Below are 13,777 nucleotides of genomic sequence, written 5' to 3' on the forward strand. Positions count from 1 at the left end.
CGAATTAAATCGGAAGCAGTTTTTATTTTGCTTATTTTCCTTCGATCGAAGCCCATTTGTACGAGAAGTCTGCGCCGAAGTTATGCTCGACGACACCTTTGACGTATGGTTTAACGAGGAATGCACGTCCACGCTGATAAACAGGTGAGATCGCTGCAGAGTCGAGAAGGATTTTCTCAGCTTCTTGCAATTCAGACCAGCGTTTTGCTGCATCTGTTTGTGTTTGAGCATCTTTGATGAGTTTATCATACTCTTCATTTGACCACTTACCACGGTTGTATGGCCCGTCTGTCAAGAAGAGATCGAGGAACGTCATCGGATCTTGGTAGTCAGGTCCCCAGCCCGCGAATGAAAACTGGAAGTCCCCTTTGTTTTCAAGATCAAGTTTGTTTTTGAATGGTTGTTGCTTGATTGTGACCTTCATACCTGGAAGGTTTTTCTCAAGTTCACCTTTCAAGAACTCACCGATTTTCTTAGCATCGTCGCTATCATAGTTCAAGAGTTCAAGATCAACCGATTTTTGACCGATTTCCTTTAAGCCCTCTTCCCAGAGTTTTTTCGCTTCGTCTGCATTGTATTCGTTGAATGCTGGATACTTATCACGGAAGTCTTTCCCGTCAGCATCTTTCGCGAAATCTTTTGGTACGAGATAGTTCGCTGGAAGTGATCCGTTTGCGAGGATGACATCCGTGATCCCTTTTTTATCGTAACCCATGTCGATTGCGCGACGGATTTTTTCGTTATCAAGCGCTTTTACCTTCGTGTTGAGGTAGAGGTAGAAGATTGTTGATTCGCCTTTTGTTTTGAATTCTTTATTATCTTTGAACTGGGCAACGAACTCAGATGTTAAACCTGTGCGATCGATGTCACCTTTTTCGTAAAGGTTAACACCAGTTGCAACTTCTTTAACGACCTTAACGTTGATCGTTTTAAGTTTAACGGCATCTTTATCCCAGTAGTTATCGTTTTTGACCATTTTCCAGCCTTGCTCACGTGTCCACTCTGTTAATTTGAATGGTCCGTTATAGAGCGCTTTGTCTGCAGTCGAACCGAAGTCTTTCCCGATTTTCTTCGAGAGTTCTTCTGATTTCGGCATGAATGGTCCGAATCCAGTGAGTCCGAGGAAGTAATCTGCAGGTGCTTTTAACTTAACTTCGAACGTTTTGTCGTCGATTGCTTTGACGCCAACAGCATCACGCTCGCCTTTTTTCGTATTGTACTCTTCTGCACCTTCGATGTTGTAGAAGACGTATGCATACTGTGAAGCGTTCTCTGGATTAAGAACTTCTTTCCATGCATATTCGAAGTCTTTAGCTGTGATTGGAGTACCGTCAGACCACTTCGCATCACGTAATTTGAACGTGTATGTTAATTTGTCATCTGAGACTGTATGACTCTCAGCGATACCTGGTGTTGGCTGCTGCTTGTCATCAAGACGGTAAAGACCTTCCATCGTGTTGTTCAACACGTTGAATGAAACTGCATCTGTAGAAGTCGTCGGGTTAAGTGTCGGGATATCCGAACCTTCGATCAAGTTAAGTGTTTGATCACTAGATTTTTTGTCTGAACCAGTGTCGCCCGATTTGTCGCCTGAATCCGTTGTCGAACAAGCTGCGAGGAACGCACTTGATACGAGAGCTACCGATGTAGCTAAAGCAAAACTTTTCTTCTTCATGTTACGATGACCCCCCTAAGTTTCTAAAAAGTGATACTGTCAGGTTTTTGACCGAAAAAAAAAGAATTACTATATTCGAATCAAACCCTTCGTTACAAATAGTTTACAATGTTCTGATAATTTTGCAAACCTTTTATCCGATTTTTCTAAATATTTTTTCAAAAAAGACTGGGACCTCACGAAAAAATGGTCCCAGCTCAGTAATTATTTTTGAATTTTCATTGAGCGAAGTAGGTATTCCGGTCCATAAATCGGTACTTCGATTCCTTGAATCGTATCAGAAACATATAATTTCTCTGTCGTCTGATACAAAGGAACGATGACGGCATCTTGATTGATTAACTGCCTTTCAGCCTGATGATACAATGCCTGTTTTTTCTTCATCTCTCGTACCTGCCGTGCTTTTTCGATCAGTTGATCGTACGTGTCTGAGTGATAGTTTACGGAATTCAACGGATTATCTGAAACGAACTGGTTTAAATATGCAAGTGGACCTGGATAATCCGGCATCCATCCTGTTAATGTCATCGCATACTGCGCCGACTGTTCTTTATCGATCTTCTCTTCAATCGCAACGGGTTTAAGAACGATATCAATATCAGGCAACTGTCTCTCAAGATACGTCTCGAGTTGTTTCCCAATCCGCTTCGCCTGTGGGTCCTCGAAGTTAAGCATCTCGACTCGTTGTTTCTTCTGTTGTTTACCATTTTCTTTTTTTACTTGTACCGGTTCTGTCATCAATACGTTCGTATCTGTGACGACGAATCGATTCGTCGGAATGCCTGCATATCCTAAAGGAAGTTGAACGGACTCTTTTTCCATCAAAGCGTAAGCAATCCGTTTTCGGAGGGTCTTTTCGCGGAAGGCTTCATTTTTTTGATTGAATGCGATATAAAAGACACCGCTTCGCTTTTTTTGATAGGTTGGTCGAGAGACTTGATCTTCTTGTGTCTCAACACTCTCTTGTAACGGAAGAATCGCTGCTTTACTGTTCTCATACGTACTCCATTGCGTCTGATGATCAGAGATGATGCGGCTTTTAACTTCCTCGACCGTGACAACATTTTGTTGATGATACTGGTTGTTTTTCTTAAGCGTATATCCGTTTTTCGACATCTGTTCTAGTGTAAACGCACCATTCCCGGTGAGGTCTTGCCATTTTTTAGATGCCGGTTGCGGATAAAAAACGGACATTGCGAGTAATTCTTTTAGATTCGAAACCGGCTGATTCAGCGTGATGATCAGTTGGTCACGTCCTTTGGCCTTTACACCTAGACGTTCTGGCTTCATTTTTCCGTCATTGACGGCACGTCCATTTTCAAACACTTCAAATAAGAAACCATAGGGAGAATTTGTTTTATTGGCTGCAACACGTCGGAAACTATCGACAAAGTCTTGCGCTGTAATCGGCTGACCCTGCGCATTTTTTGTTTGTTTGAGTTGAATCGTATACGTCAGACGATCCTTTGAGACTGACATATCCTGTGCTAATCCTCTACGGACGGATGTCCCAGAAGTAAAAACATATAATCCTTCATACAGTTGTGCTAACAGTGTCTGAGAACGGCTATCCGTTGCTAACGCAATATCGGATGTCTTCGGGAGTGATGATTCAATTAATTCAACCTTCACTGCTTGTGTCTCCTGATCTGTTTTCGTCTTTTGAGATGATGATAGACGGTATATGAATGTACCACTGAGACCAATCAATAAACATATGATCAGTATCATGATTGATGTTTTTCTTGTGATATTAGTCATAAACGACTCCTTTCTGCGTCAAACACGCATTTCTCTATTGAATCAGAAAATCAGCAAAAAAGCGACCCCCTCGTTTTTCTAAGGGAATCGCTTAAGCTTAAGCTTCGTAACGTTTGAAGACGAGTGATGCGTTGTGTCCACCGAACCCGAGCGAGTTGCTCAGGGCGTAATTCAATTCAACGCTCCGTGCACCTTCCGTCACGTAATCAAGATCACAACCTTCACTCGGCTGTTTGAGATGAATCGTTGGGTGAACGGTTTGTTCTTGTAACGATTTGATTGTTGCAATCGCCTCGACGCCACCAGCGCCACCAAGCAAGTGACCAATCATCGATTTCGTCGAGTTGACGACGAGTTGTTTTGCCTGTTCACCGAAGACACTATGGATTGCTCTTGTTTCAAGAATGTCGTTCATCGGTGTGCTCGTTCCGTGTGCATTGATGTACCCGACTGCTTCTGGTGCGATACCTGCATCTTGGATTGCCATTGCCATCGCACGTGCTCCACCGTCTCCATCTGGATCTGGAGCTGTGATGTGGTAGGCGTCAGCTGTTAATCCATATCCACTGACTTCGGCATAGATTTTTGCACCACGCGCTATCGCATGCTCGTACTCTTCAAGAATCAAGATGCCTGCCCCTTCTCCCATGACGAATCCATCACGTCCTTCGTCAAACGGACGGCTTGCTGTCTCAGGATCGTGATTCGTTGACATCGCTTTGTTGGCACAAAAACCAGCAAATGATAAGTTCGTGATTGGTGCTTCCGCTCCACCAGCGATCATGACATCTGCATCGCCCCGTTCGATGACACGAAGGGCTTCTCCAATGGCATTCGTTCCTGAAGCACATGCAGTGACGGAACAGTTATTCGGTCCCTTGGCTCCGGTATAGATCGATACCTGACCGCTTGCCATGTTTGGAATCATCATCGGAATGAAGAACGGGCTGACACGACGGTGTCCACGTTCGAAGTAGATCTTCGCTTGTTTCTCAATTGTCTCAACGCCACCGATTCCTGATCCAATCCAAACCCCAGCACGTTCTGCGATTTCTTTAATGTCGATTCCAGCATCTTGGACAGCTTCCATGCTTGCGACAAGTGAGTAATGAACGAAGCGGTCCATCTTACGTGCTTCTTTCGCCTCGATGAATTCTGTTACATCGAAGTTTTGTAATTCGCCAGTGACCTTCGTTGGATACTCATCGATATCGAGACGCTCCATCGGACGAATCCCGTTTGTTCCTTCTTTTAGTGCTTCCCAGAATGTATTGGCATCGTTCCCGATCGGTGTCAGTGCTCCGATTCCTGTGACTACAACGCGTTTTCTCATCATCTTATGTGTTCTCTCCTTTAGTCCAAGTAATGTATGCTGCTCCCCAAGTCAATCCGGCACCAAATCCAGCAAGTACGAGTTTCGTACCAGGTGTCAGGCGTCCTTGTTGACGCGCTTCCTCAAGTGCGAGTGGGATTGATGCAGCAGATGTATTCGCATGCTCATCGATCGTGACGATGACCTTTTCTTGCGGAATATGCAGTCGTTCGCACGCTGCATCAATGATGCGTAGGTTTGCTTGATGCGGAATCAAGATATCGATATCTTCGAGCGTACTATCCGCTTTTTGAATGACTTTCTCAACGATTTCCGGTAATTTACGAACCGCGAACTTAAAGACTTCCCGACCGTTCATCTCGATTGGTCCATCGATGTCCTTAAATAATAAATGTGCTCCGCGTCCATCTGTTCCAAGCTCGAAGGCATTAAGACCCGCTTGCTCAGTTGGTCCGATGACGACTGCCCCTGCACCATCTCCAAATAAGATGGCAGTTGACCGGTCTGACCAGTCGACGATACTCGACATTTTTTCAGCACCGATGACGAGCGCATGTTTTCCTTCAACTGTCGTCAACATGCTAGCAGCTGTTTGCAAAGCAAAGATAAAGCCACTACATGCCGCACTAATATCGAATGCAGTCGCTCCGCGTGCTCCAAGACGCTCTTGGACGATACAGGCTGTAGATGGAAACGCGCGTCCCGTTGCCGTTCCGACGACGATCAACCCGATGTCCTCTACTGTCAATCCAGCATCATCAAGCGCTTTCTGAGCAGCTTCTGTCGCTAAGTCAGTGACATCCACATCATCGGCTGCAATCCGTCGTGCCCCGATTCCTGTCCGTGTCCGAATCCATTCATCGCTCGTATCGAGCGTCGTTGCTAATTCATCATTCGTCACGCGCCGTGACGGCAAAGACGTTCCTAATCCTACAATCCCGATATTCATAAGGCATCCCCTTTTGTTATTAGTATCTGGTACTAATATAAAGCGTTAATTTGCTTTTGTCAAAGAAAAAAGGAAGAGCATGGTCTCCCGTGCCCTTCCTCATTCCTCATTCTGCTAACGTCCGTACGACTTCCATGACCATTTTAGCGGAATTGATTGACGCAATCTCGAGGAACTCATCAAACGAGAGTGACGCTTCTTCATTGGCGCTATCTGAAATCGACCGCGTTACGACGAACGGCACACCGAACTGATGACAGACTTGTGCGATTGGTGCTGCTTCCATTTCGACGGCTGCGACTTCTGGGAAGTGCGCCTTGATTTGAGCAGAGCGCTCTGAATCGTGGATGAATGAATCGCCTGTCGCAATCAATCCATGAACGACTCGAATCGCATCCATCCGCTCGATGACGGCTTCTGCTGTTGCAACAAGCTTCGGATCTGCTTGATAGGCAGCTGGCATTCCAGGTACCTGTCCATATTCGTATCCAAATGCCGTCACATCGACGTCGTGGTGACGTACTTCTGTTGAGACGACGACATCCCCGACCGTTAAGCCTTCCTTGAATCCACCTGCTGAGCCCGTATTGATGACAGCAGTTGGTTTGTAGTGGTCTAGCAATAATGTCGTCCCGATCGCAGCATTGACTTTCCCGATTCCTGACTTCAAGATGACGACAGGAACGCTATTTAAAAGCCCTTCATAAAAATGATAGTTTGCGATGACTGTATCTTTACGTTCTGATAACTCATTACGCAATAAGTTGACTTCCTCTTCCATTGCGCCGATGATTGCGATTGGCATAATCCATTCCTCCATCAAACAGAAAGCCGGATTGCTCCGGCTCCTGTGTTCTTTATTTGATCGATGTAATTTTTACTGCGTATTCGCCGCCTGGTGCTGGTACAGAGACTTGATCTCCGACTTGGTGCCCCATTAAACTTTTCGCGATTGGTGATTCGTTCGAGATTTTACCTGTAAACGGATCTGCTTCGGCACTACCGACGATCGTGTACGTATCTTCTTCATTATCTTCGACACTCAAGAAAGTGACTGTCGTTCCGATACCGACGACCGAGATATCCTTCTCTTCTTCCGAGATGATCGCAACATTACGAAGCATCTCTTCAAGTTGAGCAATCCGGCCTTCGACCATCGCTTGCTCTTCTTTTGCTGAATCGTATTCTGCGTTCTCTGAAAGGTCACCGAACGAACGGGCGATCTTGATGTTCTCGACAACTTCTTTCCGGCGGACTGACTTCAATTCATTCAATTCATTTTCAATGTTCGCTTTACCTTCAAGCGTCATGTAGTATTGCTTTTCTGCCATTTTTGTCACGCTCCTTTTTATTCCACTAGTATAGTATATTCACATCTTTTTTGGAATCAATATCCTCTTTGATCGAGTGCTGAACGATAATCAAGAATCGCTCGAATCTTCGTCACGAGTAAATCGATCGCGACATGATTCTCGCCGCCTTCCGGTACGATGATGTCCGCATATCGTTTTGTTGGTTCACAGAACTGCAGATGCATCGGACGAACGACGTTCGTATACTGCTCAACGACTGAGTCGATCGAGCGTCCACGTTCGTTGATATCACGTTGCATCCGACGAAGAATGCGAACGTCCGCATCCGTATCGACGAACACCTTGATATCCATTAGTTCCCGTAACCGTTCATCTTCAAGCGCTAAAATTCCTTCTACGATGATGACATCGCGTGGTTCGAGACGAATCGTTTCTTGTGCCCGCGTGTGGGCGACATAGTCATATACCGGTTTTTCAACGGCAATGTTTTCACGGAGCGACTGAATGTGCTCAATCAATAGACCATTATCAAAAGCAAACGGGTGATCATAGTTTGTCTGATACCGCTCCTCCATTGATAAATCACTTTGATCTTTATAATACGCGTCCTGCTCAATCATGACGATTGATTCACTTGGGAACGCATCGACGAGTGAACGTGCCACCGTCGTCTTCCCTGAACCCGTTCCGCCCGCTACGCCAATTACTACCGGTTTTTGCATGTCATTCGTTCCTCCATCATTTCGACTTTTTCCGACTGACGGATACACCGTCACCGAGCGGAAAAATCGTCGTATCGTATTGTTCTTGTTCCATCATCCAGACCGTGAATTCCTTGACGAGACGCACGAGTCGACGTCTTCTTCGATCGAATGTCTTCGGATCGGACTCGAGGACATCTCCGTGTAAGAAGAGATTATCCGTATAGAGCACGCCGCCCTCAGGAATGAGTCGCCCATATCCTGCAAAGAATTTTTTATACTGTCCTTTAGCTGCATCAATGAAGACCGCATCGAACTGGTCTTCAAGCGTTTCGGCTAATTCTACTGCATCACCAAAAATGATGTCAATCCGGTCCGCCACATCTGACCGGGCGATGAAGGTTTTTGCTTCTTCATACCGCTTCGCATTTCGTTCAATCGTCGTAATACGCGCATCCGGTAGCGCACGCGCCATCCGAATCGCACTATATCCGATTGCGGTTCCGACTTCTAGAATGCGCTTCGGTTGTTGTAATCGCAGGAGCGATAACAAGACCTCGGAACCTGTCAGTTCGATGATTGGTATATGATTTTCTTCCGCATAACGCTCCATTTCTTCTAACAGAGCATCTCGAGGATGAATCATTGATTCGACATAGGTCGTGAAATCATTCACGCCATTCACTCCCTCTTCCGCATAAACAGGTTGACTTGAAGCGAACTTCCCGCTTCAACCCAACCCGTTGCTCATTGCTCTTTACTCGCTTCGTATTCCACCCATTCCGGCTTATACTTAACGACGTTTCGTTGATGTTCTTCATATGTCTCTTCGTATAGAATCTGTCCGCGTGGATGTTTATCACTTGGTGGACGAGCAAAGAAATAGACATATTTTGTTTTATTCGGATTTAACACGGCAAGTACCGAATCTTTACTGACCGTCGAAATCGGACCAATCGGAATTCCTTCGTACTTATACGTATTGTACTTCGAATTATTCTCGAGATCCTTCAGTGTCGTTAAAGCCGTGTTTTCACCTGTGCCATACCAAACCGTTGGATCCGACTGTAACTTCATGCCGTCATCCAATCGATTTTTGAAGACACCAGCGATTTCACGACGATCATCTGCTGTCGCCGCTTCACGCTCGACCATGGAACCGAGACTGAGTATTTCATGGAAGGTCATGCCTGATTTTTGAATGGCATCCGCATTCTCATCGTAGACTTTTTCTGTTTCATCGAGCATCGTCTCGACGATTTGATCAATGCTTTTTCCTTTATCAAACTCATACGTTGCTGGGAAGAGATATCCTTCAAATGCATACAAGACACCATTCTTCTTCACTTCATCCGTCAGCATCGGATATTTTTCAATCATGCTGTCGATGAATGTCGCATCCGTCAATTCTTTACGGACCGTCTCTTCCTTGAAGTTCGTTGCTTTCGCGATCAAAGCGATTTGACGATCCATCGTGATGCCTTCAGGTAACGTGATTTTCACATCCGCTGCCTTCATGACCGTTCCCGTCTTTAATTCATTAATGATTTCATCCGGGGACATGGCTTGTGACAGTGTATACGTACCCGCTTGGAATGACGATTCATTCTTGTAACGGACGTAGTAACGGAAAATCGTCTCGTTTGCAATCAAGTCTTTTTCCTTTAGTAAAGAAGCAATCGAACTCGTCCCTGCTCCTAAAGGAATTTCGACTTTGACGGATTTCGTCGCTGTTTCATCGACTGGTTCAAGCGCATTTTTCAAAAAGACATAGATGACCGCACTGGTAACTAGAAAAATCGTCAACAATACAGAAAGGATGATTAGCGTAATCCGGCGTGATGTCCGGCGTCGCCTTTTTTCGATTTCAGCATTTTGCTTCCATTCGTTCTCCATCGGTTCCTCCTTCTTCTCTTAAAACAAGGTGACATCGTAAGAGAAAGTCTCTTACGACGTCACCTGTCATGAGTCGGGTTAGTCTAACTGGTCTTCGAGCGTGTTAAAGACTTCTTCGATTTCATCCCAAGTCGCTGTATCGTCTTCATCGATTGGTACGAGGTTGAAGTCGTTATCTCCATCACCGTATTCGTCGAGTTCGTAAACGAAGATATCGACTTCTTCTGCTTCGTCATAGTCTGCTCCGATTGGCTCGAGGAAGATGTATGTCTTGCTCGAACGTGGGCTTTCATAACGCAGACGTTCTACGAATTCGAAATCATTTCCTTCGCCGTCCGGAATTACGTAACGTGTTGGTTCATTCTGTTGCATCAGTGATCCGCTCCTTTAACGCAAGCTCGAGTTCATCCCAAGTTTGCTCATCATTTTCATCGATCAGGCTCAATTCGAAATCATCTTCGCCTTCTCCATATTCATCGATCTCACAGATGATCAAATCATCTGCTCCTTCGTCAGGGTTACCGATCATTTCAAGAAACAGATAGGTTTTTCCTGTACGTTCACTCGAGTAACGGTACCATTCTTCGAAAAGATGTTCGCCGCCCTCTTCATCCGGAAAGAGATACTGACGTTTTTCTTCAGCCATCGGTTTCTCCCCCTTCATCGGTTCGTCCGATCCAAGTACGATTGCAGGATCATGACGGCAGCCATCTTATCGATGACTTGTTTACGCTTTTTACGGCTGACATCGGCATCGATCAGCATCCGTTCTGCTTGCATCGTCGTCAACCGTTCATCCATGAAGACGACTTCAAGCCCGGTATGCTGTTCGATTTCCTTCGCAAAAGCTTCACTTGCTTCTGCGCGGGGACCGATGGAACCGTTCATGTTTTTCGGAAGACCAATGACTAGGATTTCGACATTGTATGTCTTCATGATGACATCGAGCCGTTTGAAGGCTTCTGGGTAATCCGGTTCCGTCCACTTGACCGTCTCGACGCCTTGCGCCGTCCAGCCCATCAAGTCACTGACCGCTACCCCGATCGTCTTCGAACCGACATCTAGTCCCATTGCACGTTTCATTTTGAATTTCCACTCTCCGCCAAATAAGATTTCACGAGTTCTTCGAGCAATTCGTCGCGTTCAATCTTACGAATTAAGTTACGTGCGTCATTATGACGAGGAATGTAAGCAGGATCTCCCGAAAGGAGATAGCCGACGATTTGGTTGATCGGATGATATCCTTTTTCTTCTAAAGCATGATAGACCGTCAACAACACATCACGTGTCGCTGCTTTGTTATCGTCTTCCGGAAAGTTGAATTTCATCGTTTGATCCATCTGACTCACGTTCATCACCTCTTTCATATACACTACGTTTCTATTATGCCAGTGATTGCACGTATTGTGAAGCGTACGCGAGTGCTTCTTCTAATTTCGACGCATCTTTTCCACCAGCTTGAGCCATGTCAGGGCGACCGCCACCGCCACCACCGCAGCGTGTTGCGACTTCCTTGATCAATTTACCAGCATGATAGCCTTGGTCGATTAAATCTTTTGAGACGCTTGCGACGAGATTGACTTTCTCACCTTGCGCACTTCCGAGAACGATGATTGCTGATCCGAGTGAGCTCTTCAACTCGTCCATCATGCCGCGAAGAGCATCCATATCTGAGACGTCGACGCGTTTCGCAAGCACACGCACACCGTTGATTTCCTCAACATCGTCCTTCAATGAAGCAGCTTCGATGTTCGCAAGTTTTGCTTGCAACGATTCGTTTGCTCGTTCCGTCTCACGAAGCTGTTGTTGCAGTGCTTCGATGCGGACAGGAACTTCTGTCGTCTTCGTCTTCAGAACAGCCGCTGCTTGTTCGAGTGTCTCTAAGTGTTGGTTCATGACACGATACGCACCTGCACCCGTTACCGCTTCGATTCGGCGTGTACCTGCACCGATACCAGACTCCGAAACAATCTTGAACAAGCCGATTTCAGCTGTGTTCCCGACGTGGATTCCGCCACACAACTCGATCGAGTATGTGCCTGCTGAAACGACACGGACCGTTTCACCGTACTTCTCACCGAACAATGCCATCGCGCCTTTTGCTTTTGCATCAGCGATGTTCATCTCTTCGATATCGACCGGTAGCGATGCCCAGATTGCTTGGTTGACGTCTTGTTCAATCTTCGTCAACTCTTCTTGTGTCACTGCACCGAAGTGTGAGAAGTCGAAACGAAGACGTTCTGGAGAAACGAGTGATCCCGCTTGGTTAACGTGTGTTCCGAGCGTATCTTTCAATGCTTTATGAAGCAAGTGTGTTGCCGTATGGTTTTTCGTGACGGCTTTACGTTCTGCTGCTTCGACCGTTGCAACGACATCTGCCGCTTCCGTTGCGATCCCTGTACGAACGATGACCGTATGCAAGTTTTGACCGTTTGGTGCTTTTTGAACATCTTTAACATCAAGAACGAAGTCTTTGCCTTCGATTGTTCCTGTATCTGCGACTTCACCACCGCTTTCAGCGTAGAACGGCGTGATGTCGAGAATGACTTGTGCTTCTTCACCAGCAGCGACTTCTGTGACTCGTTCTCCATCATGCACTAAAGCGATGATTTTTGCATCCGCCTTAAGGTCGGTATAGCCGACGAACGTACTTTTATCTTTTAGCGTCGAGAGGACTTCCGATTGCTGTTGCATCGAACCACTCTCTTCACGTGCCGCACGTGCACGCTGACGTTGCGCATCCATTGCTAATTTGAAGCCTTCTTCATCAACAGACATCTGATGATCTTCTGCATACTCGACTGTCAACTCAAGTGGGAAACCATATGTGTCATACAGACGGAACGCATCTTCGCCGCTGATGACATGCTCACCGTTCGCCTTAGACGTCTGAGCGACTGTGTTCAAGATTGCAAGACCGTCATGAAGTGTCTCATGGAAACGTTCTTCTTCGTTTTTGATGACGCGTTTGATGAAGTCCGCTTTTTCCGGAACTTGTGGGTAGAAGTCGACCATGACGTTCCCGACCGTATCGACGAGTTCATACATGAACGGACGCTCGATTCCAAGCATCTTCGCATAACGCACCGCACGGCGTAGTAAACGGCGAAGGACATATCCACGTCCTTCATTCGAAGGAAGCGCACCATCACCGATCGCGAATGATACGGTACGGATGTGGTCTGCGATGACTTTGAATGCTACATCAAGTTTCGAATCATCACGGTAGATTTTACCGCTGATTTCTTCTGTCTTATGAATGATCGGCATGAACAGATCCGTATCGAAGTTCGTCGGCACGTCCTGCATGACACACGCCATCCGTTCAAGTCCCATCCCTGTATCGATGTTTTTACGCGGAAGTTCCGTATAGTTGCCGTGTCCATCGTGGTTGTATTGACTGAAGACGATATTCCAGATCTCGAGATAGCGTTCGTTTTCGCCACCTGGGTAGAGTTCTGAATCGTTCGGATCGTCTCCGAAAGCTGGACCACGATCGAAGAAGATTTCCGTGTTCGGACCAGATGGACCTTCACCGATTTCCCAGAAGTTATCTTCAAGTGGAATGATCCGCTCAGCCGGTACGCCGAGTTCAAGCCAGATTTGACGCGCTGCGTCATCTTCCGGGTGAATCGTGACCGAAAGACGTTCCGGATCAAGACCGTACCAGTCATCACTCGTCAAGAGCTCCCAGCCCCATTTGATTGCATCTTCACGGAAGTAATCACCGACGGAGAAGTTTCCAAGCATCTCGAAGAATGTATGGTGACGCGCTGTTTTCCCGACGTTTTCGATATCGTTCGTCCGGATTGATTTTTGTGCGTTGACGATCCGTGGATTATCAGGAATAACACGACCATCGAAATATTTCTTGAGTGTTGCAACACCCGAGTTGATCCACAAGAGCGATGGATCTTCGACCGGTACGAGTGAAGCACTCGGTTCGATCGCATGCCCTTTGCTTTGGAAGAAATCAAGATACATCTGACGGATTTGTGCACCCGTTAATGGTTTTAGAGCTTTCATGAACAGTTACCCCCATTGGTTTTATTTGGACGCAAAAAAGCGATGTCTTCATCCCTGAAAAGGGACGAAAGCATCGCTTCCGTGGTACCACCCTCGTTCGTAAGCAATCCATTGCCTACCTCG

14 protein-coding genes and 1 other annotated feature (1 of these 15 running past the window's edge) are annotated in these 13,777 nt (G+C 46.3%); all 14 genes read right to left on the reverse strand.

Translation table 11 applies throughout. From position 1 onward, the window contains the following. Positions 1-31: 31 nt before the first annotated feature. Complete coding sequence (locus KNQ15_RS01595) at positions 32-1,675, reverse strand: peptide ABC transporter substrate-binding protein (RefSeq protein WP_214727400.1); 1,644 nt, start codon at positions 1,673-1,675, stop codon at positions 32-34. A gap of 204 nt (positions 1,676-1,879) precedes the next feature. Further along, positions 1,880-3,307, reverse strand: coding sequence for a peptide ABC transporter substrate-binding protein (locus KNQ15_RS01600; RefSeq protein ID WP_214727402.1), 1,428 nt, complete (start codon positions 3,305-3,307; stop codon positions 1,880-1,882). Between the two features lie 226 nt (positions 3,308-3,533). Further along, positions 3,534-4,772: a beta-ketoacyl-ACP synthase II gene (fabF, locus tag KNQ15_RS01605; RefSeq protein ID WP_214727405.1), complete on the reverse strand. Its 1,239-nt coding sequence runs from the start codon at positions 4,770-4,772 to the stop codon at positions 3,534-3,536. Between the two features lies 1 nt (position 4,773). Beyond that, entirely contained in the window at positions 4,774-5,718 is a 945-nt protein-coding gene (locus KNQ15_RS01610; RefSeq protein ID WP_214727407.1) for a beta-ketoacyl-ACP synthase III, read from the reverse strand. Positions 5,719-5,824: 106 nt separating this feature from the next. Beyond that, on the reverse strand, positions 5,825-6,523 hold the full coding sequence (mtnN, locus tag KNQ15_RS01615) for a 5'-methylthioadenosine/S-adenosylhomocysteine nucleosidase (protein WP_029342223.1): 699 nt from the start codon (positions 6,521-6,523) through the stop codon (positions 5,825-5,827). Positions 6,524-6,575: 52 nt separating this feature from the next. Further along, positions 6,576-7,049 (reverse strand): transcription elongation factor GreA, encoded by a 474-nt coding sequence (gene greA, locus KNQ15_RS01620; RefSeq protein ID WP_029342224.1) that lies wholly within the window; start codon positions 7,047-7,049, stop codon positions 6,576-6,578. Between the two features lie 56 nt (positions 7,050-7,105). After that, entirely contained in the window at positions 7,106-7,753 is a 648-nt protein-coding gene (gene udk / locus KNQ15_RS01625; protein WP_023468905.1) for a uridine kinase, read from the reverse strand. Between the two features lie 16 nt (positions 7,754-7,769). Then, the gene (locus KNQ15_RS01630; RefSeq protein ID WP_081834729.1) at positions 7,770-8,408 is read right to left on the reverse strand and encodes an O-methyltransferase; all 639 of its coding nucleotides are present in this window, start codon (positions 8,406-8,408) and stop codon (positions 7,770-7,772) included. Between the two features lie 71 nt (positions 8,409-8,479). Beyond that, positions 8,480-9,628 (reverse strand): endolytic transglycosylase MltG, encoded by a 1,149-nt coding sequence (mltG, locus tag KNQ15_RS01635; protein WP_214727409.1) that lies wholly within the window; start codon positions 9,626-9,628, stop codon positions 8,480-8,482. 78 nt (positions 9,629-9,706) lie between these two features. Continuing rightward, on the reverse strand, positions 9,707-10,000 hold the full coding sequence (locus KNQ15_RS01640) for a DUF1292 domain-containing protein (RefSeq protein WP_023468908.1): 294 nt from the start codon (positions 9,998-10,000) through the stop codon (positions 9,707-9,709). Continuing rightward, positions 9,987-10,274 (reverse strand): DUF1292 domain-containing protein, encoded by a 288-nt coding sequence (locus KNQ15_RS01645; RefSeq protein WP_023468909.1) that lies wholly within the window; start codon positions 10,272-10,274, stop codon positions 9,987-9,989. The genes KNQ15_RS01640 and KNQ15_RS01645 overlap by 14 nt, the downstream gene beginning before the upstream one ends. A gap of 14 nt (positions 10,275-10,288) precedes the next feature. After that, positions 10,289-10,711: a Holliday junction resolvase RuvX gene (ruvX, locus tag KNQ15_RS01650; protein WP_023468910.1), complete on the reverse strand. Its 423-nt coding sequence runs from the start codon at positions 10,709-10,711 to the stop codon at positions 10,289-10,291. Then, a complete protein-coding gene (locus KNQ15_RS01655; protein WP_029342229.1) occupies positions 10,708-10,977 on the reverse strand; it encodes an IreB family regulatory phosphoprotein in 270 nt (89 codons plus the stop codon). Before KNQ15_RS01655 ends, ruvX begins: the two co-directional genes overlap by 4 nt. 34 nt (positions 10,978-11,011) lie before the next feature. After that, positions 11,012-13,654, reverse strand: coding sequence for an alanine--tRNA ligase (gene alaS / locus KNQ15_RS01660; protein WP_029342230.1), 2,643 nt, complete (start codon positions 13,652-13,654; stop codon positions 11,012-11,014). A 57-nt stretch (positions 13,655-13,711) separates the two neighbouring features. Then, positions 13,712-13,777 (reverse strand) — a binding site (T-box leader) (it continues 145 nt past the right edge of the window).

Source organism: Exiguobacterium sp. s168, from assembly GCF_018619035.1.
Classification (GTDB): Bacteria; Bacillota; Bacilli; order Exiguobacteriales; family Exiguobacteriaceae; genus Exiguobacterium_A; species Exiguobacterium_A acetylicum.

What these genes read in the sequence shown, in the direction of transcription:
- greA (WP_029342224.1), bottom strand. Translation starts at nt 7,049, where the DNA reads ATGGCAGAAAAGCAATACTACATGACGCTTGAAGGTAAAGCGAACATT.
- KNQ15_RS01645 (WP_023468909.1), bottom strand. Translation starts at nt 10,274, where the DNA reads ATGGCTGAAGAAAAACGTCAGTATCTCTTTCCGGATGAAGAGGGCGGC.
- KNQ15_RS01610 (WP_214727407.1), bottom strand. Translation starts at nt 5,718, where the DNA reads ATGAATATCGGGATTGTAGGATTAGGAACGTCTTTGCCGTCACGGCGC.
- ruvX (WP_023468910.1), bottom strand. Translation starts at nt 10,711, where the DNA reads ATGAAACGTGCAATGGGACTAGATGTCGGTTCGAAGACGATCGGGGTA.
- mtnN (WP_029342223.1), bottom strand. Translation starts at nt 6,523, where the DNA reads ATGCCAATCGCAATCATCGGCGCAATGGAAGAGGAAGTCAACTTATTG.
- udk (WP_023468905.1), bottom strand. Translation starts at nt 7,753, where the DNA reads ATGCAAAAACCGGTAGTAATTGGCGTAGCGGGCGGAACGGGTTCAGGG.
- KNQ15_RS01595 (WP_214727400.1), bottom strand. Translation starts at nt 1,675, where the DNA reads ATGAAGAAGAAAAGTTTTGCTTTAGCTACATCGGTAGCTCTCGTATCA.
- mltG (WP_214727409.1), bottom strand. Translation starts at nt 9,628, where the DNA reads ATGGAGAACGAATGGAAGCAAAATGCTGAAATCGAAAAAAGGCGACGC.
- fabF (WP_214727405.1), bottom strand. Translation starts at nt 4,772, where the DNA reads ATGATGAGAAAACGCGTTGTAGTCACAGGAATCGGAGCACTGACACCG.
- alaS (WP_029342230.1), bottom strand. Translation starts at nt 13,654, where the DNA reads ATGAAAGCTCTAAAACCATTAACGGGTGCACAAATCCGTCAGATGTAT.
- KNQ15_RS01640 (WP_023468908.1), bottom strand. Translation starts at nt 10,000, where the DNA reads ATGCAACAGAATGAACCAACACGTTACGTAATTCCGGACGGCGAAGGA.